The organism is Aureibaculum koreense, assembly GCF_034296135.1.
Lineage (GTDB): Bacteria > Bacteroidota > Bacteroidia > Flavobacteriales > Flavobacteriaceae > Aureibaculum.
Window position 1 is genome coordinate 145343 of record NZ_JAXKVV010000007.1, and the last position, 24502, is coordinate 169844.

Here is a 24502-nt window from a genome sequence, read left to right on the forward strand (position 1 = left end):
ACACAACTGCTTATGCACTAAAAACACACACATAAATAATGAACATTTTATTAACATTTATCCAAAAGTCGCCTATGGTAATTGATTTGACCTAAATGATAATTTAAATGACCGTACAAATGGAATAAAAACTGACGTGTAGTCATTCCTTCTTTACGGATGTTTATAGGATAAATTTTATCAAGTTCATTTTCAGAAAGTGCTCCGATTACTTTTATCACCATTTGTTTAGTCTCATCAATCTTCGATAAAATTTGATTTAATGGCACATTTTTATCACTGAATTCTTTATCGCGTTCTCTGATATAATTAGTATTCCCTAAAATAGCTCCCACAAAATGATTTAAATTACCTATGAGGTGTAAACCTAAGTTCCCTCCACTATTTGAAACATTTTGTTCAATTATCCATAAGTTATCATCGCTAGAATAATTTTCAAATTCATTTTTCAATCTATCCAAATCTCTGGCAAACAGTTCTGTTAATTCTTTATTCATCTTAGGTTATTAAATTTAATTTAGATACTTCTTTACATACAAACTCCAACAGCTCTTCATCCTCTTTTGTAAATGGATTTACGGTATGCGAATCAATATCAATCTGACCTATGTTTTCTCCATTGACAAAAATGGGAATTACGATTTCGGACTTTACTTTCCAACCACAGGAAATATAATTGTCTTGTTCAGAAACATCTTGTACTACAAAGTTTTTATTGCTGACCGCAACCTGTCCGCAAATGCCTTTACCAAAAGGAATGATGGTATGTTCTGTGGGTTCACCAGCAAATTGTGCCAGTTTAAGTTCTTCTTTATCTCCGTTTTTAAAATAAAATCCTACCCAATCGTAATAATCTATACTTTCTTTTAAAAAGTCACATATTTCTTGTAATTTTTCAGTGTATGTGGAATTGTTAGTTGTGATGTTGATAATATTTTGTTTGAGCAACTTTATATCCATGGGAATAAATTATATTTGAAAATACAAAAATAAGCCACTTTCATTTGAAAAAGAGAAAAACAATCATAAGATTTTTACTAAAATTTTTTGTTACCTATTTTATACTAGTGGGTATTTATTCAATTTATTTGAAACAAACACAACAGAAAGGTGATGTTTTTTCTTGTGCTCCAATTACTAAAGTAGTTGCCGAGCATTCGCAATGGTTTGGTGAAGTATTTGGCTATAATGTTCATATTGAGCAACATGAATCTGAACTTTCCATGAAATTTTTTGTTAATGGAAACTATATAGCCAGAATCGTAGAAGGTTGCAACTCTATTAGTGTTATTATTCTTTTTATAACCTTTATTATTGCTTTTTCTGGGAGTTTAAAAGCCACTATTATTTTTGGTATTGTTGGTACCGCTTTTATTTACGTAGTTAATATAGCGAGAGTATTTATTTTGAGTATGCTAATGTTTAAATATCCTGAGTATAAGGATGTGTTGCACAACTTGCTGTTTCCCGCTATTATTTATGGTGCCGTTTTTTTATTGTGGATTATCTGGGTAAAACGCTTTTCTTATTTAAAAAAACCTAAAAATGAGTAAAACAGCTAGATGGATTCTTGTTATTTCACTTTTTGTGCTGCTTGTTTTAGTAAGGGCGTTTCAAAATTACTTGTTTTATGATCCTTTTATCAATTATTTTGACAATGATTATTTGGCTAAACCCATACCCGAATACCACACTATAGGGTTATTTGCAAGTTTACTTTTAAGATACTTTATCAATACTGTAATTTCGTTGGCTATAATTTATGTGATTTTCCGAAAAAAAGGATTGGTGAGGTTTTCTATAAAATTCTATATCGCCGCTTTTATTTTTTTGAGTGTTGTCTATTTTATTTTACTAAAAATGGAAATGTTAGATGGCTATTTACTTACTTTTTATGTGCGACGGTTTTTAATTCATCCTGTTTTTGTGCTGATTTTAGTTCCTGCATTTTATTACCAACAAAAGCTGGTCAGACAGACTAAAAAATTGTAATTTTGGCGTTCTTTTCCGACTAATTTATTGAATTAGAATTTACATTTTATGCCTGATTTAAAAACTGTTTTTATTCCTAAAAGTAAACATCCTAGAATTGTAATTATCGGTGCAGGTTTTGCCGGTATTCATCTAGCCAAAGCATTAAAAAACAAACCTTTTCAGATAGTGATGATCGATAAAAATAACTTTCATCAATTCCAACCCTTGTTATATCAAGTAGCTACAAGTGGTTTAGAACCTGATTCCATCGTGTTTCCCATTCGCAAAATATTTAGGGGCTATAAAAATTTCGTGTTTAGAATGACGGATGTACTTAACATCAATTCCAATAATAAAAGTATTGAAACAGACATTGGCACTATCGATTATGACTATCTGGTTTTGGCTACCGGAAGTACTAATAATTTTTATGGTTTAAAAGATGTGGAAACCCATAGTATTGGATTAAAAACCATTCAAGAATCGTTAGATATCAGAAGCAATATTTTACAAAATATAGAAAAAGCGAATCAATCTGACAACGAAGAAACTAGAAAAATTAACACAAATATCGTAATCATTGGTGCAGGGCCAGCCGGTGTGGAAATGGCAGGTGCTTTTGCAGAATTTAAAAAATTTATCTACCCTAAAGATTATCCCGAGCTACGTAATTTTCCTTTACAGATACATGTTGTTGAAGCTGGAAAAGAAGTGCTGTCGGCAATGAGCAATAAATCATCGGCAGACTCTCTAAAGGATTTGCAAAAAATGAAGGTAAATGTGCATTTAGATACCGCAATAAAATCTTATGATGGAAAAACAGTTGTTTTATCGTCTGGAGAAACTATCCTGTCCTCTAGTTTAATTTGGACGGCTGGAGTTAAAGGTCAATTCCCAAATGGGTTAAACTCCAAAAACATAGCTCAAGGTAATCGCATTGCGGTTGACGAATTTAATAGACTTAAAGGTTATAAATCTATTTTTGCTATTGGAGATGTTGCCTTTATGCAAACGGAAAATTATCCAAAAGGACATCCTATGGTGGCTCCGACCGCTATTCAGCAAGGACAACATTTGGCAAAAAATTTACTTTTAGATGAAACAGATTGGAAACCTTTCAAGTATTTTGATAAAGGATCTTTGGCTACTATCGGAAAAAGAAAAGCAGTTGCTGATTTTGGTAAACTACACTTTCGTGGAAGGATTGCTTGGTTAATATGGTCAACCGTGCATCTAATTTCAATTAGTGGATTCAAAAATAAACTGCGTGTGGGTTTAAATTGGATTAACAATTATTTTTCTTATGACAAGGGGAATAGATTGATTATTAGAAAGTACAATCCAAAATAACTTAAAATGGAACATATATATTCAATAAAAGGAATGACGTGCAATGGCTGTCGCACCGAAGTTGAAGACAAATTAAATTCAATTGTAGGTGTTTCTGCAAATGTAAACCTTGAAAAAGAAGAAGCCGTTGTTAAGATGGAAAAACATATTCCGTTGAAGGAATTGCAAAAAGCTCTACCCTCTAAATATACAATTGGTGAAAAATCTAAAACGACACCAACTAACAATTTTGATGGAATTAACAAACAAACCAAATTCCAACAGTTAAAACCGTTGTTTTTAATTTTGTTCTATATTACAGTCGCTTCGGTATTACTTCATTTTAAAAATTGGGATACCACCGAAGCCATGCTCGATTTTATGGGGTTGTTCTACATCGTTTTTAGTTTTTTTAAAATGTTGGATTTAAAAGGTTTTCCTGATTCGTTTAGAATGTACGATCCTTTAGCTAAAAAAGTGCCTGTTTATGCTAAAATTTATCCATTTATTGAAACTGCTTTGGGCTTGGCATTTTTAATTCGATTTGAAACTCAAATTGCATTGATAGCAACAATAATTATTTTGGGAATTACCACCTACGGTGTTACCAAAACCTTGTTGGACAAAAAATCCATACAATGTGCTTGTTTGGGCACGGCTTTAAAATTACCCATGACCGAAGCCACTTTTATAGAGAACGCTATTATGCTGGTAATGGCAATTATTATGCTATTTTAGCATTATTATTAACATAATTTTAAATTAAATGAATTCATTTTTGTAGTACATTTGCATCGTGAAAAAAAGCATACTTAAAATATCAGCGTTTTTAATGGCATCTATCGTGCTATTCTCTACACTATCTTTTACAGTTGAAAAACATATTTGTGCTGGAGAAGTAGCCGATGTTGCTCTATTTGGTGATTTGGAACGTTGTAATATGCCTGATGATAATCACAATAATGATAATTCAGGTTTCACCAAAGAATCTTGTTGCCAGAATGAAACGCATTTTGTTCAAGGTTCAAATGCAGAGTTAAAAATTACTGATAAATCGCATAAGCAAACACAAGTATTTGCCGCTCTGTTCACTTACACTTATCTTAGTCTTTTTGAAAGTTTAGAAAAAGATACCAATTCATTTTTAAGCTATTCCCCACCCATAGTAGTCAAAGACATTCAAGTACTTTACGATACTTTTCTTATTTGATATTTTAGACCTCACCCAAAACTGTTAAACAACAGTTTTGACCTCTCCCAAGGAGAGGTATTCGTTGAAGGAAAACAACATTTATTTAGCAATTTAAATTTTAACAAAAAAATACCCACTAATAATCCTTCTATTAGAAGCGAATATGGGCTAAAAGACATGAAAATCATATTAAAAATTATAATCATACTAATGCCTCTTGTGATGCAATCGCAATCCACCATAAAAGGAATGGCAATGATAAAAAATAGCGAGGGCAAAACAGAAGGATTGCCCGGAGCAACAATTTATTGGTTAGGTACTGATATAGGTACAACCACAAACGACAAAGGTTGGTTTACCCTAAATTACAAGCCCGAATACAAAAAACTGGTTTTTAGTTTTGTAGGTTATAGAACAGATACCGTTACCGTAAACGGACCTAAAGAAATCCATCATTTTATGGTGGAAGAAGGCAATTTAGATGAAGTTGTGATTGAAGCTGAAAAACAAAACACAGCCGTTTCTTATTTGCAATCGGCAAATATTGTTACCATAAATGAAGGTGAACTTTTAAAAGCTGCCTGTTGTAATTTATCGGAAAGTTTTGAAACCAATCCATCCATAGACGTTAATTTTTCTGATGCCTTAACCGGAACAAAACAAATAAGAATGCTGGGGCTGACCAGTCCGTATATTCTCATTGCCCAAGAAAACATCCCTTCGGTTAGAGGAGCTTCTCAAGCCTACGGATTAACATTTACACCTGGAACGTGGATAGAAAGTATTCAAATCACAAAAGGTTCGGGTTCTGTGACAAACGGCTACGAAAGTATTGCGGGACAAATAAATACGGAATTGAGAAAACCGCTTGGCGATGATAAACTTTTTGTAAATGCCTATGGTTCATTGGACGGACGATTAGAGTTGAATACCCATTTTAGCCAAAAAGTATCCGACAAATGGAATACCAGTTTGTTCGTTCACGGAAACTTGCGTGATAAAGAAATGGATAGAAACGATGATAATTTTCTGGATATCCCTTTGGCAAAACAAATCAACGTGATGAACCGTTGGCAATATACCGATGCTGCTAATGGCTTTGTAAGCTTCATCAACTTCAGGTACATGAAAGATGATAAACAAACGGGCGAAGTGGATTTTGATCCGAACATCCATAAATTAACCACTCAAAAATATGGCTCGGAAATTAATACAGAACGTTTTGATGCTTCTGTAAAGTTGGGTTATGTTTTTCCAGAAACTCCATATAATAGTATGGGATTTCAATTGGCATACAGTGGACACCAACAGGATTCATACTTTGGATTGAACCAGTATGATATCAACCACAAAAGTGTATATTCTAATCTGCTTTTCAATTCTATTTTAGGAAGCACCTTACATAAATATAAAACTGGAATTAGTTTTACATATGACAGTTATGATGAATTTGTAAATACTGCCGATTTCGGACGGTCAGAAAATTCGTTTGGCGGCTTTTTTGAATATAGCTACGACAATTTGGATGATTTCAGCTTGATTGCAGGTTTACGTTTAGATTTTCATAATTTATTGGGAACATTTATTACGCCAAGATTGCATGTAAGATATGCTCCTTGGGAAAAAGGTGTGTTACGTGCCTCGGTTGGTCGTGGTAAACGAAGTGCCAATATTTTTGCAGAGAACCAACAATTATTTGGATCATCAAGGGTAATGAATATTTTGAACACCGATGGAAAAATCTATGGTTTAAGCCCCGAAATTGCTTGGAACTATGGATTTAGTTTTTTACAGGGCTTCAATTTATTTGACAGAAAAGCTGATTTTACCATAGATTATTACAGTACACAATTTCAAAACCAAGCGGTAGTTGATGTTGACGAAAGTCCGCAACAAGTTCTGTTTTATAATCTTGAAGGAAATTCACATGCCAATAATTTACAAGTGCAATTCAATTACGAATTGGCTAAAAAATTAGATTTGCGTGTGGCCTATAAAAATTACGATGTAAAAACAGATTACCAAAAAGGAACTTTAGAAAAACCCTTGCAATCAAAGCATATCTTTTTTGCCAATATGGGTTATGAAACGAATCAAAATGCAAAAGGTGCACATTGGCGGTTTGATTATACGTTCAACTGGTTGGGCAAACAGCGTTTGCCATTTACAGGCAGTAACCCTACACAATATCAATTAGATGAATATTCACCAAGTTATAGTTTAATGAATGCACAAATTGCAAAAGTGTTTTCGAAAAACTTTGAGATTTATGTTGGTGGAGAAAATTTAGCAAATTATAAACAAGAAAATCCTATCTTAGCATCTGATAATCCGTTCGGTACGTATTTTGATAGTAGTATTGTGTATGCACCGATTAACGGAAGCATGTATTATGCCGGTTTGCGTTATACATTGAACTAATAAAGAGTAAATAAAAAATTAAAGTAGAATTAAAAAGATTCCCGTTTTCACGGGAATGACATAGTAAAGTATGAAAAAAATAGTAATTGTATTAATAGCATTTGTAGCCATTTCGTTTACATCTGAAGCCCAATCAAAAACCTCTAAAGTAACTTTTGAGGTTGATGGTGTCTGTAAAATGTGCAAAGACAGAATAGAAAAAGCTGCACTTTTAACCAAAGGTGTTAAATTTGCATCTTGGAATATTGATAAAAAAGAATTGTATTGTATTTACAATAATAAGAAAACATCGTTAACAGAAATTAAACAGGCCATGGCAGATGCTGGACATGACACTAAAGAAATCAAGGCAACTGATGAGGCTTATGCTGCTATTGATGAATGTTGTAAATATAGAACAATGGATACGCATTAGAAAGGCCTCTACTGTATCTATTTGAGTTGAAAATATTTTAAAACATTACTTATTATGTTCGTCACCCTGAACTTGTTTCAGGGTCGCAATCAGTTGAAATGTGATGCTGAAACAAGTTCAGCATGATGTCGTTTTACAAGATTAAAATTGAAATAATAAATTATTAACTTTAACTAAAACAGAATAAAATGAAAAAACTAATTTTAATGTTAGCCATTGTAATGGTGGTATGTTTTACTTTTACTTCTTGTAAAAAGGAGAAAAAAGAAGAAGATGTAAAAACTGAGGAAAAAGCCGATATGGCTTCCAATGAAGTATATCAATGCCCTATGGATTGTGAAGACGGAAAAAGTTATACTGAAGCTGGTAGTTGTCCCGTTTGTAAAATGGATCTAAAAGCCAAAACTGTTGATATGGATAGTGATGACCATAAAATGCATGCGGACAATTGCACTTGTAAGTCTGGTGGTGAATGTAAATGTGCCGATGGCGAATGTAAGTGTATGGCAGATAATAGTGCCAAGAACGATAACAAGGATAAAGATACCAAATCTTAAAAATCCTTAAAACAGTATAAAAAACGTCGCTTAACGCGGCGTTTTTTGTTTTACCTACTCCACCATTTTTACAGAATTAATGTTACCATATTCGTCATGCTCCTTAATAGGGTTGGCAGGGTCAATAATCCATTTGCCATCAACAATAAACTTGTAATGGTGTTTACCTCCTGCTAAGGTTAGCGTATATTTCCATTTATCATCAATCTTTTTCATTGGGAAATCTTTACTGTCCCAATCGTTAAATGAACCTGTCAACACAACACTAGAGGCATTTTCATAGCCTTTTAACTCAAAAGTAACTGTTTCCTTTATGGTTAAAATAGAATTAAAAGTATGATGTTCATTGTATTCTTTATGTGCATTGTTCGGGTCTTCCATCCAATTGCCATCGACGATAAATTTATATTGATAAGTGTCCGGTTTCAGATTTAAAGAAATTTTCCATCCGCCTTTCGTCTTCTCCATTTCAAGGTTATGCTCATCCCAACGGTTAAAAGTACCCGATAAGATAGCTTTTTCTGCATCTTCATAACCTTTTAAAAAAAAATGAGCATTGCCATTTTCATCTGAATGTACGGTGAACATCTTTAAATTATACACTTTACGCCAAATAGAGCTCTTTTCAGATTCGGTAATATGGTCAAAACTCTTATCTGGTTCTGCCCAATATTGATTATTGATTAAATATTTAAACTCCCATGAAAATTCACTATCAAAATGGGTTAATTTTTTTTTAAGTTGATAAATATAATCTCCCGTTTTTTGCATCTCCCACCCATCTCTGGACCAATTATTGAACTGACCCGACAAGGTTACTTTTTGTATGTCAAGTTCATCCGCATCAACGCGTCTTGAAGAATTGTCTTTGGTAAATTTTTTATAATCCCTAACATCAAAATTAAAAACAATACTATCTTTTTCAACAATATATGTAGGTGTTTTTTGACCCTTTACAACTGTTGAAAAGCATATAAAAATTAAGAATATGTAAAATTTAAACTTTAACATTTTTATTTGAAGAAAACCGTCTTTATAAAATACAATTGTTTTTTCTTGTAATTTAATATCATTCTTCGTGTGGCAATAAATTCATACCCCAGAACACCATCTAATTTAGTTCCGTATGCAATATCCATAGTTTTCATATTTGTCAAAATAGTTTTCATTGGACCACAATAAACGGCGTTTGACAATTTTACCTTATGCAATTTACCTGCCAAAACGTTATTTTTTTCTTTACCTGCCCCAACTACAACCATTTTCTTGGGGTTTATAAAATTTTTCATCACTTTTTTGGATACCGACCTGTCCAGCAAGTTCATTTCCGCACCGGTATCCAAACCAAACTTTAGCTTTTGGTTGTTGACATAAGAATCTAACACAATGGTGTGTTTTCTTAATGTGAAGTTAATAGTATCAGTTATTTTTTCTAAATAGGGAAGATCGTCAATTTTATTTCCATCATTATCAATTTTAGATAATGTAATCTGCTTTAAATAAAAATCTATAAAAATTTCATAATTTTTGAGCACATTATAACCAACTACTCCAAAAAGGGACATTTTTTTGCTTTTCTCTATATGGGATAAGTCCAATATATGAGATTTAACATTATCAATACTAAAATCTCTAACAAGCATTTTTTTTAACCATTTGATTTTTACTTCATCAATATCACTGCTAATTCCAGAATGTCTCAAATGGCTGGGTTTGTTATTGGTATTTTTGAAATGAACGTTATTTAACAATAATTTTTCAGCTCCGGTATCTATCACAAAATTCCCTTTCTGATTAAAAATCTCAGCTTCTATTACTATTAAATTATCATAAAGTTTAAACGGGATACGGACAGTGTTTTCTCCAATATACTCAGCTTTAGGAAATTGTAATGTATTAACATCAAGTTCGTTGTCATCAGCAAACAAAAAAGTTGAGCAACATAAAAATATACCGATGATATACAATCTGAGAATAGTCATTGAAAAGTAAAGTTACGTAATATTTATAAGACGAAGCTTTTTATTAACTGTTACGCTTTAGCACAAATTCACTTCACTTTAAACCGCAATACCGTTTTTAACTTTTCTGGTGCAACTTTTCTAAAATCAGATAAATAGATTTCTTTATGGACTTTTGAAAGTCTGGTGAGATTGTTTTCTTTGGTAAATGACTCCATTATTTCAAAGGTCTCGGGCTCATCATCATAACTGCCAATATGTAACATTTGAACACATTTACCCTCTTCTATTGTTTCAAATTTTACTTTATCTAAAAGTTTTTTTTGTTTTTTCTTCTTTGTCAATTCAAGTATTTCGTTATAAAAATTATAATCTATAAAATCAGGTTGCCTAATCATCAGTTTAAAAACCAAATCGTTTTTATTGAGTTTGCCATCAAACTTTTTTTTGGCTTCTTCATTAATATCCCAAATACCTTCTAGTGGGTAAACGGTATAATCACGGTATCCTCTAGGTTTGGTTTGTCGTTTTTTAAGAGTCATTTTTATAGGATAAGAAAGTGAGTACAATACAGTAATGTACTCAGAAAAAAATTCATCGTTCGGATTACCTTCCCCTTCAATAGTAAGGAATTTAAACTCCGGCACATTAATTATTTCAGGTTTGTTTTTGGGTAGGTAAATTTCCTTTTCTTTTTTTCTCCACTCGTGTTTCATAGTTAATTTAAATTTTGAATTATCAAGTTTTTGTTAGTTTTATCTTGATGTATTCAATATCTATTTTCGTTTAGTTCGCATTGCTCTTACTTTTCTTATGGAATCATCAATCAAAAATTTTTCATATTCTTGCGTTTCTGCTCCGTACATTGCAATTTTGCCATCTTTGTTACTATGTATGCCCCATCCATATTGTTTAGTAAGTGGCGATGCCCGAAAACAAGGTTGACCTTTTGAAAAGTAATGTTCCCTTTGTTGGTCCAATTCATCTTTAACAAAACCTTTTCTTAAAGCGAATACATCAAATAAAACTTCATCTGAGGTATATTTATACGGATTGCCATATAACATTTCAAACTGTAAGTTGGCAACGGTTTTTTTGTCTCCTTTTACTGGAGGCATTTCGCCTTTTTCATTAGGGCTATCTTCCGCAATTTCAATAAATGTGTTAAAGTAATTCGTCGAGTGCATAAGTATGTTTTTTACAAATTTAAAAAGAGGATATGACAGAGGCTGTCATGGGTTAAATATTTTCTTTGAATTTAGTATAATTACTTATCAATACTCCGCCTTGCCCTTTTAATAATTTTTTCGGTTTCTTTTGTTGGCGATTTTTCCCGCCACTTTTCTGATAGTTCAACTACAAAATCAGGTCTTGTTTTGCTGGCATCGTTTAACCAATTGCCTACACTGTCTTGGACATATTTTGAAGAATCAGATTTTAAAGGCTCAAGAATTGGCAATGCCAATTCAGGATTTTCTTTCAAATTTTCAATATGTTTGCACCAAACGCCTCTCGGTCTAGTGGCTTCTGTGGTAAAACGTCTAATATTTTCATCTTTATCGGAAGTCCATTGTGATAAATATTGAATTGATCTGGAGAGGTTTTTATCAATTTCCGGGCGTAAAGCCATCCAAACTACTTCGCGTATACCAAAATGACTGTCGGCAACCAATGGTTTTGCCATTTCCAATTTTTCTTCGATGCTTAAATTGGTGTTCAACGAAATCAAATAAGGAGCATAGCATCGTAACGTATCTGAAATATGATTGGACAGGGCTTTTAAATTTTGCTCCAATGTGTTATTTTCAACTGAAAAATTATATAGGGTTTCCCCAATAACTTTTATTGAACTCATTGTGGAAGGTTTCTTTAGTTGCCCAATACTTTTTGTAACCTCAACAATGGCTTTTTCTAACCCTATTTCAGGAAAAATAGTATTTACTAACTTTATTTGGTCAACCGCTAACCATTCGGTTAAGTTTACGGTTTGGATTTTACCTTGATTGAGCAAAGTCAAAACTTCAGAGGGAATATCAACTAATTTCCTTGCTCCTTTTCTGTTGGTTATTTCTTTTGATATCATTAAATTCTAATTCAAAATTTATTAAGATATTTTTTTATTGATACCATTCGCTCATGAATTATTCTCTTTACACTTCTCTTATAATAACCAAATATAAATAAAACCAACAAAAAACACCTACAAGGTTTCCCCTCCTTCGCTTAAGCTATGAAGGACGAAGAAAAACCTTGCAGGTGCTTATAAAAATATTAGCTCGTCAGACTCTTGATTACATCATGCCTGGCATTCCACCACCCATTGGAGGCATTCCACCACCAGCAGGAGCATCTTCTTTGATATCAACCAAAGCACATTCGGTAGTTAAGATCATGCCGGCAACCGAAGCTGCATTTTCCAATGCAATACGTGTTACTTTTGTAGGATCTATAATTCCCGCTTTAAGCATATCCACATATTCATCGGTTTTAGCATTAAAACCAAAATCTTTTTTACCATCCAATACCTTTGCGACCACAACAGAACCTTCGCTACCTGCATTTTCTACAATAATTCGTAATGGAGCTTCAATAGCAGTAGCTACAATTTTGATTCCGGTTACTTCATCTAGATTTTCTGTAGTGATTTTTTCAAGTACTTTTTTACTTCTTAACAAAGCAACACCACCACCAGCAACAATACCCTCTTCAACAGCAGCTCTTGTAGCGTGTAATGCATCATCTACTCTATCTTTTTTCTCTTTCATTTCTACTTCAGAAGCAGCACCAACATATAATACGGCAACACCACCAGCTAATTTAGCTAAACGCTCTTGAAGTTTTTCCTTATCGTAATCAGAAGTTGTGGTTTCAATTTGTGATTTAATTTGGTTTACTCTAGCGGTAATATCTTTTTTAGCACCAGCACCATTTACCACCGTAGTATTGTCTTTGTCAATAGTTACTCTTTCAGTAGTCCCCAGCATGTCCAAAGTTGTGTTTTCCAATGTAAACCCTCTTTCTTCAGAGATAACCGTACCACCTGTTAGGATGGCCAAATCTTCTAACATAGCTTTACGTCTGTCACCAAAACCTGGAGCTTTTACCGCTGCGATTTTTAAGGAACCACGTAATTTGTTTACTACCAAAGTAGCTAAGGCTTCACCTTCAACATCTTCAGCAATAATCAATAACGGTTTACCTGATTGAGCTACTGGCTCTAGCACAGGTAATAAATCTTTCATTGAAGATATTTTCTTATCATATAATAAAATGTAAGGGTTCTCCAAATCAGTAATCATTTTTTCGGAATCCGTTACAAAATATGGAGATAAATAACCTCTATCGAACTGCATACCTTCTACAGTATCTACATAAGTGTCAGTTCCTTTGGCTTCTTCAACAGTAATAACACCTTCTTTACCAACTTTTTGAAACGCCTCGGCAATCAAATCACCTATAGTTTCATCGTTATTGGCAGAAATAGATGCTACTTGTTTTATTTTGTCCATTTTGTTGCCAACAACCTGCGATTGTTTTTGCAAATCTTTAACGATGGCTTCAACAGCTTTGTCTATACCTCTTTTCAAATCAAGTGGATTTGCACCTGCTGCTACGTTTTTTAAACCTTCTTTTACAATAGCTTGTGCTAATACGGTTGCTGTTGTAGTACCATCACCAGCTTGATCGTTGGTTTTTGATGCTACTTCTTTTACCATTTGAGCTCCCATATTTTCTAATGGGTTCTCCAATTCAATTTCTTTTGCTACGGTAACACCATCTTTTGTGATTTGTGGTCCACCGAAAGCTTTACCGATTACTACATTACGTCCTTTTGGACCTAAAGTTACTTTTACTGCATTTGCCAATGCGTCAACGCCACGTTTTAATCCGTCACGAGATTGGATGTCAAATTTTATATCTTTTGCCATTTTTATGAATATTTTTTAAAGTTAAAAGCTCCTTTGTCCTTGTGCTTCCGCTAAAGCTTTAGCGACACGCGGTCGGACATTTCCCCTCGGGGGAAACTATCGGAACTCGTATTATTATTTTTTTATATTAATATAATTGCCGTCGCCGGCAGGCGATTATAGAATTGCGAAAATATCGCTCTCTCTCATAATTAAATAGTCACCACCGTCCAGTTTAAGTTCAGTTCCGGCATATTTACCATATAAAACGGTATCGCCAACTTTAACCGTGGTAGGCTCGTCTTTAGTACCTTTACCAACCGCTAAAACTTTGCCTTGTTGTGGTTTTTCTTTTGCAGAATCTGGAATATAAATTCCTGAAGCCGTTTTGGTTTCTGCTTCCATAGGCTCAACTACTACTCTATCCGCAAGAGGTTTGATTTTTATTTTACTCATTTTCTTTATAATTTTTAGTTAATTAAATCGATTGTTGTAATGGCTAAAAATATGCCAATTTTTAAAATATGACAGATAGTCATTTTTAGTTTTTAATTGTTTTCTCAAGACCAAATGTCTAAAAACAAAAAATGCCAACGTGTCATTTTCGTCGGCATTTTTTGTTTAGTATTTTTATGCTTAATTATTCGTTGTATCAATTATCGTTGCTGGTTGCTCCGTAGTTACTGGAGCCGTTTGCTCAACTGGATTTCTATCGTTCAACGTTCCTTCTATTTGAGATTTTGTATCTACCTTATTATGATCAATAGCAAAGTTTGATAATAAGATTAATGCACCTAAAGTTATTGCCAACGTCCAAGTGCTCCTGTCTAAAAAGTTGGTTGTGTTCTGCACACCACCCAAACTTTGAGATCCTTGTCCACCAAAAGAAGAAGACAAGCCCCCACCTTTAGGGTTTTGTACCATAATAATAAGTATAAGCAAGACTGCTACAATAACAATCAAAACTAGAAATATTGGATAAGTCATTTTTTATGAATTATTTTTTTGTAAAAATTTTATTGCTTTAATTCGGTCTGCAAAGAAACTACTTTTTTCTGGATATTTCAAACTTAATATTTTAAAAGCTTGTATGGCTTTATCGTACTTTTTTTGTTCGAGATAAACACGGGCCAACGTCTCTGTCATCAAGGTACCATCTTCAACCACACTTTCAAAAGAAACATCAATGTTTTCAACATTTGTGCTGGTTTCTAACTTAGGTTTAGAAGTAATAAATTGTTCAATAATATCAAACTTTTCTTTATTTTTTGAGGATTGTTTTTCTGTAATTTCAACTTCTGATTCAAGGTCTCTTTTTATTGGTTTTACGTTGGTCAGTTGCAACCACTCGCTAAAAGAGTGCATTTCAGAAAGGTCAAAGACCAAAGGTTTGCCGATTTTTAATTTTTCTTCTGCCTGTTTTACTTCGGACTCTTCTACCGCTAGTGTATGGGTTCTCGCTTTTTCCGATTGCTCTACAATTTCAAAATCAACAACTTCATTGGTATCAATAATTGTTTGTTGTTTTTCTAAAGCGTTTGAATTATCTAAAGTATCCGCAGTAATAAAATCGAACAGCACTGTTCTGTTAGTAGTGTAAGCCGCAGTAGATTTTAATGCCGTATTGTATTTAAAACTATGTTGATTTTTTAATCCTTTTAAATGAATCATCCTTGCCGCCTGGAAATAAGGATAGTTTTCTAAAATATCTTCAATGGCATTGGTTTGCTCAATGGAAATATACTTTTTTGTATCTAATAATGATGTGAATTCCGATATGTTCATATTACCATTTTGCTACAGAGGCGTTATAAATATCTTGTGTTAACCGTTCAAATATTTCCTCAAGAGCAGTCTCTAATACACCACCTGTTAATTGCTGGTCAGCTCCAAAATCCGAATAAAAAGAAAATGTTTTTTCAAAATTATCTTCTTCAACTAATTTATTATAAAACCTTACCCTCACAGTTATTGTCAATCTGTTTTGTGCGGCTCTTTGGTCAGCAGTTGCCGTAATCGGTATTACTTTATAATCGGTTATTTCTCCTTCAAAATGCAAATCGCCCCCTGCTGTAGTTAAACTCAAATTGGTCTGACTTGTAAACAGATCGCGTAAAGCTTCCGTAAATTTTTGACTTACACTGGGCTCTACCAATATTGCATTATTTGGAAAATAATCTATTTGTATGGTTTCTGCATCACCCGTACTTCCTCCTGTAAAAGAATAGATACCACAACTTTGGGTGGTTAAAAGCAATAAGGTAAATGCTAAAATTATTTTTTTCATTTGGTAATTGTGTTCTCGATACATTTTTTTGTTTCATTGCATTGCACAAAAAAACACTCGAACTGACGGTTTGTGAAATCTTATTTAGAATTTGTAAAGATATAAATCTAATAACCAAAATCTAATATCTTAAGTCTAAAATCTAATCCCAATAGCTATCGGGACCACTATAGATCGTACTGTTTTATTTTTCTGTACAAGGTTCTTTCTGAAATGCCCAATTCTTTGGCGGCTAATTTTCGTTTATTTTGATTGCGTTCCAATGCTTTTTTAATCATTTCATATTCCTTTTCTTGTAAGGATAAAGACTCTTCTACCGTTTCTGCATCTTGATAATTGTCATTATATTGATGTGTTTCTTCTTGATAATTTTCTCTTTTTTGAGGGGAAATAATCTCCACTAAATTTTCCTCATTTTCATCGGATGTATCGCCATAAATTTTTTGGATAAGGCGTTGGGTACTCTTCTCTTCTGTAACCGTTTTGTCGCCTTGCATCAATTCCATGGTCAGTTTTTTTAAATCCGTGATGTCATTACGCATATCAAAAAGTACTTTGTACAAAATTTCACGTTCATTGGCAAAATCACTGCCCTGTGATTCTCCATTAATCAATGCCGGAAAATTAGAACTGTAATCAGGCAGATAACTCTTTAAAGTTTGAGCCGACACTTCCCTATTTTGTTCAATTACCGAAATTTGCTCAGTAATATTCCGCAGTTGACGAATGTTACCTTTCCATGAGTAATCTTTTAAAACAATAATGGCATCATCGGTCAATCTAATGGTTGGCATATTGTATTTTTGAGCAAAATCAGATGCAAACTTTCTAAACAACAAATGAATATCATCTTTGCGTTTACGCAACGCAGGCAAATTAATTTCTACTGTGCTTAATCTGTAATATAAATCTTCACGGAATTTGCCTTTTTGAATGCCTTCGATCATGTTCAAGTTGGTGGCAGCAACAATCCTAACATTGGTTTTAATTACTTGTGATGAACCCACTTTTATGAATTCTCCATTTTCCAACACACGTAACAAACGCACTTGAGTGGTTAAAGGTAACTCCCCTACTTCATCTAAAAATATAGTTCCGCCATCAGCGACTTCAAAATAACCACTTCTAGATTGTGTCGCCCCGGTGAAAGAGCCTTTTTCGTGTCCGAACAATTCACTATCAATTGTTCCTTCGGGAATTGCACCACAGTTTACCGCAATATATTTAGCGTGTTTTCTATGAGATAATTGGTGGATTATTTTAGGTATAAATTCTTTACCCACACCGCTCTCACCTGTTACCAATACAGAAATATCAGTCGGTGCTACCCGAATGGCTTTTTCCAATGCACGATTTAACTGCATATCGTTGCCGATAATGCCAAATCGTTGTTTTATGGTTTGTAAGTTTTCCATTAGCCCCTTTTAATTCCCCTCAGGGGAAATTTACTTCTTTATAATTTTAAGTTCAGTTTTTCACAACTCGGTACCCTTCCTGAGTGAAGGGCTAGTCCCGATAGTTATCGGGAGGGCTTTTAATCATTATCAGAATACCCAACGGCTGTACCTATCAAAGTTGCTGATGTACAACTCTCTATTTTTACATTTACAAAATCGCCCATTTTATAATTTTCTTTTGGAAAAACCACTACTGTGTTCTGTGTGTTTCTACCTTTCCATTCGTTTTCGTTCTTTTTGGAAGTGCCTTCGATTAACACTTCCTCAACTTTTCCTAAATGCTGTTTGGTCCTATAATGTGAATGTTCTTGCTGCAAAGCAATTACCTCTGCCAAACGTCTTTTTTTCACATCGAGCGGAATGTCATCTTCAAACTTTTTAGCTGCCAATGTTCCAGGTCTTTCAGAATACGCAAACATAAATCCGAAATCGTATTTTACATATTCCATTAAGGATAATGTATCTTGATGGTCTTCTTCTGTTTCACCACAAAATCCGGTAATCATATCTTGAGACAGCGAGCAGTCTGGCAATATTCTGTGTATATTGTCCACCAACTCTATATACTCTTCACGAGTATGTTGGCGATTCATCCTTTCCAAAATTCTAGTACTTCCAGATTGTACTGGTAAGTGAATATATTTACAGATATTTTTGTGCTTTGCCATGGTATGCAGTACATCCAAACTCATATCTTGTGGATTGGATGTTGAAAATCTAAATCGCATTTTTGGGAATTCAGCAGCACACATATCAAGCAGTTGAGCAAAATCAACCGCAGTACTTTGGGCTATTTCAGAGGCTTTATTAAAATCCTTTTTCAATCCGCCTCCATACCACAAATAGCTATCAACATTTTGTCCAAGCAAAGTAACTTCTTTAAAATTCTTTTGGTTTAAATCTCTAATTTCTTCAATAATACTTTGCGGATCACGACTACGTTCTCTACCTCTAGTAAAGGGTACTACACAGAAGGTACACATGTTGTCGCAACCTCTGGTAATTGAAACAAACGCAGAAACTCCGTTAGATTGCAACCTAACTGGCGAAACATCGGCATAAGTTTCTTCTTTAGAAAGAATAACATTAATAGCGTCCCTACCAGCTTCAACTTCTTCCACTAAATTGGGTAAATCTCTATATGCATCAGGACCAACTACTAAATCAACAATTTTCTCTTCTTCTAAAAATTTCGATTTCAACCGTTCTGCCATACAGCCTAACACCCCCACTTTCATCGATTTATTTCGCTTCTTAACAGAATTGTAATATTGCAAACGTTTTCTAATGGTTTGTTCAGCATTATCTCGAATTGAGCAAGTATTTACCAACACCAAATCAGCTTCTTCCAATTGTTGTGTGGTATTAAACCCTTCTTTCGCTAAGATAGATGCTACAATCTCGCTATCGCTCATATTCATTTGGCAACCATAACTTTCTATAAATAGCTTTTTATGATTGCCTTCAACGATATCGGTAACTAAGGATTGTCCTTGTTTGTTTTCTTCTATAACTTTTTCTGTATGCATTACTCTTAAAAAAATTTCGGATTGCAAATATACAACCAATAACGAAATTATATGCCATTTTGGCAGAAAATTAACAGCTTGGTCATCATTGGTCGTTAATCTTTGGTGGATTACATAAAAATCAACAGAATATGACGATTAATGACTAAAAACACACGCAACCTTTTCAAGAAATCAGCATCTAAATGCAAAATCAAAACCTTATCAAATGAAATCAAAAATCTTTCTGCTAATTGTAACGTCGTTATTTATTTTTAGTTCTTGTAATGAAGATAACGGCGACTATAAAATCGTAAATGTTGCAACCGCAAAGTACATGACCAAAGATGCTTTGAGGAAATCGGTAATAATAACCGCTCCCGCACCGATTGTGGAATCGGGAAAAATCTACGCTTATAAAAATTTGGTTCTGGTCAATGACATTGATAAAGGTATCCATATTATTGACAATAGTGACCCAAAGAATCCCTTTAAAATCGCTTTTATTTCCATTATTGCAAATAAAGACATGGAGGTAAAAGGCGATTACCTTTATGCTGATAGCTTGATGGACCTGTTGGTTTTTGACATTTCCGATTTGAGTAATATTACCGAAGTTACTAGACTTACAGATGTTTTTCCGTCTTATATTCCAATTCCATTTATGGAAGATCTCTACATCGAATATGGCAATCGAAATTATAATAATAATGAACTGATTGTCGGTTGGGACATTACGCAAGAACGGAAATCATTAGCGGAAATTGAAGAAATGAATACAGGTGTGTTTTTTGAAGATGCCGTTTTAATGAATATGGATGCCTCCAGTGGCACAACAGGACAGGGAGGTTCTTTAGCACGATTTAAAATTGTGAATGATTACCTCTATGCGGTTGACAGCCACAATATCAATATATTTAATATCGACAATCTTGAAAAACCTCAACAATTACAATCTGTGTTTGCAGGATTTGATATTGAGACCATATTCAATAAAGAAGACCATCTTTTTTTAGGCAGTATGAGAGGAATGTATGTTTATAATATTAAAGACCCTGCTTCACCACAGTTGATTTCAGAATTTGAACATGGCACAGCTTGTGACCCAGTAGTGGTAGACGACAATTATGCCTATATTACATTACGTGCAGGAAATGGTTGTGGAGCCCTTGACAGTAGTTTACAAATTGTTGACATAACAGATATTGCAAACCCCGAACTCAAAAAATCTTATGAAATGGATAATCCTTATGGTTTGGGTATTATTAGCGATCTACTTTTTATATGTGACGGAACATCAGGATTAAAAGTTTATGACAAAACAGATATCAATAACCTAAAAATGGTCAATCATTATAAGAATATACAAACTTATGACGTAATTCCTTTAGAAGAGCATTTATTAATGATTGGCGATAAAATCTTGTACCAATATAAATATCAAGATGAAGGTATTGCTCTGTTGAGCAAGTTTTCGCTTGATTAGACTTTTGCCGGTGATATTTAGTCTTTGGTGGACTTTATAATTTTCCAAAAACCAACAACTGAATATCACCGCCCACCGACTAATTTATACACTCAATAACCACATTAAAAAAATTCTATATACTTTTGCACTTTCAAAATAGTGTTCAATATGTTGACTACAATCAACCTTGAACCGTGAAAAATTAACTCTGAACCAAAGTATATGGCAAAAAATTTAGTAATTGTTGAGTCACCTGCAAAAGCAAAAACCATTGAAAAATTTTTAGGTAAAGATTTTCAGGTCGAATCTAGTTATGGTCATATAGCCGATTTACCTTCCAAAGAACTAGGTGTTAATGTAGATGGAGATTTTAGTCCAGAATATATTGTATCATCCGACAAGAAAGCTGTAGTAAAAAAATTAAAGGATATTGCCAAAAAAGTTGATACCGTTTGGTTAGCAAGTGATGAAGATCGTGAGGGGGAGGCCATTGCTTGGCATTTATTTGAGCAATTAAAGTTAGATAAAGATAACACGAAACGTATTGTTTTTCACGAAATTACTAAAAATGCCATTCTAAAAGCAGTTGAAAATCCCAGGAGCATCAATTACAATTTAGTAAATGCACAACAAGCACGTAGGGTTTTAGATAGGTTGGTAGGTTATGAACTTTCACCTGTTTTGTGGCGTAAAGTAAAAGGTGGATTATCCGCAGGTAGGGTACAATCCGTTGCTGTACGTTTAATTGTAGAACGTGAACGTGATATTGAAAATTTTAATCCCGTTGCGTCTTATAGAATTGATGCGGAATTTAGCAATGAAGAAGGTAAAACATTTAAAGCTAAACTACCTAAGAATTTTGAAACCAGAGATGAGGCCGAAAAGTTTTTAAACTCTTGTTTGAATGCTCATTTCAAAGTAGCCGACTTACAAACCAAACCAGCGAAAAAATCGCCTGCAGCTCCTTTCACAACCTCAACATTACAACAAGAAGCCTCACGAAAATTATATTTTCCTGTAGCCAAAACAATGATTATGGCCCAACGCTTATATGAAGCGGGATTGATAACGTATATGAGAACGGATAGCGTAAATTTGTCCGAGGATGCTAAAAAAGCAGCTCAAGAAGAAATTATTTCCTCTTACGGGCAAAAATATAGCAAACCTCGAAATTTTAAATCGAAATCAAAAGGTGCTCAAGAAGCTCACGAAGCCATCAGACCAACGGATATGAGCCTTCAAGAAGTTTCTTTAGGAAGGGACGAAGATAGATTATACAGTTTGATTTGGAAAAGGACTTTGGCCTCTCAAATGAGCGAGGCTCAATTGGAACGTACCAATGTAAAAATCAGCAATACAAACAATAAAGAAATTTTAACTGCAAATGGTGAAGTAATTACCTTTGACGGTTTTTTAAAAGTATATTTAGAAGGTACTGATAATGAAGATGAGGAACAAGAAGGCATGTTACCAAAACTATCTGTAAACGAAAAATTAAAAAACAAATATATCACCGCTACGGAGCGTTACACTAGACCTCCTGGGAGATTTACTGAAGCCTCTTTGGTAAAGCAATTGGAAGAATTAGGCATCGGTCGCCCTTCCACTTATGCACCGACAATTTCTACCATACAACGTAGAGAATATGTTGTTAAAGGCACTATTGATGGTGTGGAAAGAAAATATACCGAATTAAAATTAAAATCCGGTAAAGTATCCGAAAAGGAATTGACCGAAAAGGTAGGTTCTGACAAAGGAAAATTAGTACCAACGGATATTGGTAAAATCGTAAACGACTTTTTAGTTGAGCATTTTAAAACCGTATTAGATTTTGGATTTACCGCCAAAGTAGAAGAAGAATTTGATGATATCGCCGCTGGAAAGGAAGATTGGACCTCTATGATCAAAGATTTTTACACCAAGTTCCACCCTATAGTTGAAGATGTTTCCGAAAATGCCGAAAGAGCCAAAGGAGAACGTTTGTTAGGGGTTGACCCAGAATCTGGCAAAAACGTATATGCTCGTTTAGGGCGTTTTGGGGCTATGGTGCAAATTGGCGAAGTTACCGATGAAGAGAAACCTAAGTTTGCTGGTTTGCAAAACGATCAAACAATTGAAACCGTAACCTATGAGGAAGCTATGGATCTTTTTAAATTACCTAAAACAATAGGTAATTACGAAGGTGAAGAGGTCATCGTAAATAATGGTCGATTTGGACCTTATGTAAAATTTGGTAAAAAGTTTATTTCTCTTGATAAAGGTGAAAATCCAATGTCCGTAGATATGGACAGAGCTAAAGAATTGATTATAGCCAAACAAGAGGCCGATGCACCGATAGCTCATTATAAAAAATTGCCCGTTCAAAAAGGGGTGGGCAGGTTTGGTCCCTTTATCAAATATGATGGTATGTTTATCAACGTAAACAAAAAATACGATTTTGATAATTTGTCGCAATCAGATATTGAAGAATTGATTGAGGATAAAATCAGAAAAGAAAAAGAAAAATTGATCCACCATTGGGAAGCAGAAGGAATTAAAGTTGAAAAAGCACGTTGGGGCAGGTTTAACATTATAAAAGGTAAAATAAAAATTGAACTACCTAAAACCACCAAAGTAGAAAAATTGACTTTGGAAGAAGTACAAGAAATAATTGAAAAGAAAACGCCAAAGAAAAAAACTAGAAAAAAGACAGTTAAAAAGAAAAAATAGTATAATTCTTAAACTCTCATTCCGATTCCAATCCAAATAACCAATTATTAAACAATGAGCTTTGAATTCTTAAATCCTGTTGAAGACGCTGTGGTTGCACATGCAGCTTTATTATCTAATCAGAGTTTAGGGAAAAAAATCCATATCCATTCAAAACAAAACGGACTTCCGGAATTAGACGGTATACATATCGCCATTATTGGGGTTAATGAAGGTAGAAGATCAGAAGACAATCGCGGGGCAGGAAAAGATTTCAGCATCATCCGCAAATATTTATATCAATTATTCCCAGGCAATTGGTTTTCCAATATTGTTGACTTAGGTAACATTCCACAAGGCGAAGAAGAAGAAGATTCGTACTTCGCCTTACAAGAAATAATATTATATTTAGTTAAAAATAATATTATACCTATTATTATAGGTGGCGGTCAAGATTTGACTTATGCCAATTACCGAGCTTATGATAACTTGGAACAAATGGTTAACTTAACAACCGTTGATACCAAATTTGATCTTGGCCATATTGAAGATGAAATATCTTCCACTTCTTTTTTGAATAAGATAATCTTAGACAAACCGAACAATTTGTTTAATTATAGCAATATTGGTTACCAGACCTATTTTAACTCACAAGAAGAAATAGATCTGTTGGAAAAATTGTATTTCGATATTTACAGATTGGGAGAAATTGCGAATGATGTAAAACTTGTTGAGCCTGTATTACGTGATACCGATGTGGTGAGTATAGATATTGGTGCTGTTCGAAGAGCTGAAGCTCCTGCGAACAATAACGCAGTTCCTAACGGATTTTATGGGGAAACCATTTGTGCCATTTCTAGATATGCCGGCATAAGCGATAAAGTTTCTTCTTTTGGTATATATGAATACAATGCCAAGCTGGACGAAAAAGACCAAACCGCACATTTAATTGCACAAATGATATGGTATTTTATAGAAGGTTATAATTTCAGAACCAATGAATATCCTTTTACTTCAAAAAAAGATTACAAAAAATACATAGTACCTATTGAAGATACTACTATTAATTTCTTCAAAAGTAATAAAAGTGATAGATGGTGGATGGAAGTTGAACATCCGAATAATAAAACTACGAAGCATACGTTAATACCATGTACGTATCAAGATTATTTAAGAGCAGGAAATCAAGTTATTCCCGAAAGATGGTGGAAAACTTTTAGAAAATTAAATTAGTTACACACTAAAAATATTTTTTCTGCGTTCTTAAAGTGATTCTACGAAATCAAAAAATTGTTTTTTATCAAAATAGTTTTAATAAAACAAATAGTATTTTTCCC

At 33.8% G+C, this 24502-nt stretch carries 25 protein-coding genes; 11 read left to right on the forward strand and 14 right to left on the reverse strand.

All coding sequences use genetic code 11. From position 1 onward, the window contains the following. Window positions 1–50: 50 nt before the first annotated feature. A complete protein-coding gene (locus UMM65_RS08735; protein ID WP_321976121.1) occupies window positions 51–497 on the reverse strand; it encodes a DinB family protein in 447 nt (148 codons plus the stop codon). Window position 498: 1 nt separating this feature from the next. Beyond that, window positions 499–960 carry a GAF domain-containing protein gene (locus UMM65_RS08740; RefSeq protein WP_321976122.1) on the reverse strand — a complete coding sequence of 154 codons (462 nt, stop codon included), beginning with the start codon at window positions 958–960 and terminating at the stop codon, window positions 499–501. A gap of 44 nt (window positions 961–1004) precedes the next feature. Here UMM65_RS08740 and xrtF point away from each other — a divergent pair, with 44 nt between their 5' ends. The 8 genes from xrtF to UMM65_RS08780 all read left to right on the forward strand — a co-directional run bounded on the left by xrtF (window position 1005) and on the right by UMM65_RS08780 (window position 7888). Continuing rightward, window positions 1005–1553, forward strand: coding sequence for an exosortase family protein XrtF (xrtF, locus tag UMM65_RS08745; RefSeq protein ID WP_321976123.1), 549 nt, complete (start codon window positions 1005–1007; stop codon window positions 1551–1553). After that, window positions 1546–1992: an exosortase F system-associated membrane protein gene (locus UMM65_RS08750; RefSeq protein ID WP_321976124.1), complete on the forward strand. Its 447-nt coding sequence runs from the start codon at window positions 1546–1548 to the stop codon at window positions 1990–1992. Before xrtF ends, UMM65_RS08750 begins: the two co-directional genes overlap by 8 nt. A 48-nt stretch (window positions 1993–2040) precedes the next feature. Then, window positions 2041–3324: an NAD(P)/FAD-dependent oxidoreductase gene (locus UMM65_RS08755; protein ID WP_321976125.1), complete on the forward strand. Its 1284-nt coding sequence runs from the start codon at window positions 2041–2043 to the stop codon at window positions 3322–3324. A gap of 6 nt (window positions 3325–3330) precedes the next feature. Then, window positions 3331–4041, forward strand: coding sequence for a heavy-metal-associated domain-containing protein (locus UMM65_RS08760; protein ID WP_321976126.1), 711 nt, complete (start codon window positions 3331–3333; stop codon window positions 4039–4041). Between the two features lie 58 nt (window positions 4042–4099). Continuing rightward, a complete protein-coding gene (locus UMM65_RS08765; RefSeq protein ID WP_321976127.1) occupies window positions 4100–4513 on the forward strand; it encodes an HYC_CC_PP family protein in 414 nt (137 codons plus the stop codon). Window positions 4514–4672: 159 nt separating this feature from the next. Further along, entirely contained in the window at window positions 4673–6916 is a 2244-nt protein-coding gene (locus UMM65_RS08770; RefSeq protein ID WP_321976128.1) for a TonB-dependent receptor, read from the forward strand. A gap of 70 nt (window positions 6917–6986) precedes the next feature. After that, a complete protein-coding gene (locus UMM65_RS08775) occupies window positions 6987–7331 on the forward strand; it encodes a heavy-metal-associated domain-containing protein (protein WP_321976129.1) in 345 nt (114 codons plus the stop codon). Window positions 7332–7519: 188 nt separating this feature from the next. Next, window positions 7520–7888: a heavy metal-binding domain-containing protein gene (locus tag UMM65_RS08780; protein ID WP_321976130.1), complete on the forward strand. Its 369-nt coding sequence runs from the start codon at window positions 7520–7522 to the stop codon at window positions 7886–7888. Between the two features lie 54 nt (window positions 7889–7942). On the opposite strand, the gene UMM65_RS08785 is transcribed toward UMM65_RS08780, so the two are convergent. The 12 genes from UMM65_RS08785 to miaB form a co-directional block, all read right to left on the reverse strand. Further along, window positions 7943–8899: an early set domain-containing protein gene (locus tag UMM65_RS08785; RefSeq protein WP_321976131.1), complete on the reverse strand. Its 957-nt coding sequence runs from the start codon at window positions 8897–8899 to the stop codon at window positions 7943–7945. Window positions 8900–8901: 2 nt separating this feature from the next. Beyond that, complete coding sequence (locus UMM65_RS08790; RefSeq protein WP_321976132.1) at window positions 8902–9870, reverse strand: pepsin/retropepsin-like aspartic protease family protein; 969 nt, start codon at window positions 9868–9870, stop codon at window positions 8902–8904. 68 nt (window positions 9871–9938) lie between these two features. Next, window positions 9939–10565: a GyrI-like domain-containing protein gene (locus tag UMM65_RS08795; RefSeq protein WP_321976133.1), complete on the reverse strand. Its 627-nt coding sequence runs from the start codon at window positions 10563–10565 to the stop codon at window positions 9939–9941. A gap of 60 nt (window positions 10566–10625) precedes the next feature. Beyond that, window positions 10626–11036, reverse strand: a complete 411-nt coding sequence (locus UMM65_RS08800) for a DUF6157 family protein (protein WP_321976134.1) — start codon at window positions 11034–11036, stop codon at window positions 10626–10628. A gap of 80 nt (window positions 11037–11116) precedes the next feature. Then, on the reverse strand, window positions 11117–11932 hold the full coding sequence (locus UMM65_RS08805) for a DNA alkylation repair protein (protein WP_321976135.1): 816 nt from the start codon (window positions 11930–11932) through the stop codon (window positions 11117–11119). Between the two features lie 208 nt (window positions 11933–12140). Further along, window positions 12141–13778 carry a chaperonin GroEL gene (gene groL, locus UMM65_RS08810; protein ID WP_321976136.1) on the reverse strand — a complete coding sequence of 546 codons (1638 nt, stop codon included), beginning with the start codon at window positions 13776–13778 and terminating at the stop codon, window positions 12141–12143. Window positions 13779–13934: 156 nt separating this feature from the next. Next, window positions 13935–14213, reverse strand: a complete 279-nt coding sequence (locus UMM65_RS08815) for a co-chaperone GroES (RefSeq protein ID WP_321976137.1) — start codon at window positions 14211–14213, stop codon at window positions 13935–13937. A gap of 180 nt (window positions 14214–14393) precedes the next feature. Beyond that, window positions 14394–14744 carry a preprotein translocase subunit SecG gene (gene secG, locus UMM65_RS08820; RefSeq protein ID WP_321976138.1) on the reverse strand — a complete coding sequence of 117 codons (351 nt, stop codon included), beginning with the start codon at window positions 14742–14744 and terminating at the stop codon, window positions 14394–14396. Between the two features lie 3 nt (window positions 14745–14747). Continuing rightward, the gene (locus tag UMM65_RS08825) at window positions 14748–15542 is read right to left on the reverse strand and encodes a hypothetical protein (RefSeq protein WP_321976139.1); all 795 of its coding nucleotides are present in this window, start codon (window positions 15540–15542) and stop codon (window positions 14748–14750) included. A gap of 1 nt (window position 15543) precedes the next feature. Continuing rightward, on the reverse strand, window positions 15544–16044 hold the full coding sequence (locus tag UMM65_RS08830; protein ID WP_321976140.1) for an LptE family protein: 501 nt from the start codon (window positions 16042–16044) through the stop codon (window positions 15544–15546). Between the two features lie 167 nt (window positions 16045–16211). Next, window positions 16212–17459, reverse strand: coding sequence for a sigma-54 interaction domain-containing protein (locus tag UMM65_RS08835; RefSeq protein ID WP_321976141.1), 1248 nt, complete (start codon window positions 17457–17459; stop codon window positions 16212–16214). Between the two features lie 119 nt (window positions 17460–17578). Beyond that, a complete protein-coding gene (gene miaB / locus UMM65_RS08840; RefSeq protein ID WP_321976142.1) occupies window positions 17579–19030 on the reverse strand; it encodes a tRNA (N6-isopentenyl adenosine(37)-C2)-methylthiotransferase MiaB in 1452 nt (483 codons plus the stop codon). Between the two features lie 208 nt (window positions 19031–19238). On the opposite strand from miaB, the gene UMM65_RS08845 reads away from it, so the two are divergent. The 3 genes from UMM65_RS08845 (at window position 19239) to UMM65_RS08855 (ending at window position 24398) form a co-directional block, all read left to right on the forward strand. After that, on the forward strand, window positions 19239–20495 hold the full coding sequence (locus tag UMM65_RS08845; RefSeq protein WP_321976143.1) for an LVIVD repeat-containing protein: 1257 nt from the start codon (window positions 19239–19241) through the stop codon (window positions 20493–20495). Between the two features lie 204 nt (window positions 20496–20699). Then, on the forward strand, window positions 20700–23186 hold the full coding sequence (gene topA / locus UMM65_RS08850; RefSeq protein WP_321976144.1) for a type I DNA topoisomerase: 2487 nt from the start codon (window positions 20700–20702) through the stop codon (window positions 23184–23186). Between the two features lie 54 nt (window positions 23187–23240). Further along, window positions 23241–24398 (forward strand): formimidoylglutamase, encoded by a 1158-nt coding sequence (locus UMM65_RS08855; RefSeq protein ID WP_321976145.1) that lies wholly within the window; start codon window positions 23241–23243, stop codon window positions 24396–24398. The last annotated feature ends 104 nt before the right edge of the window (window positions 24399–24502 follow it).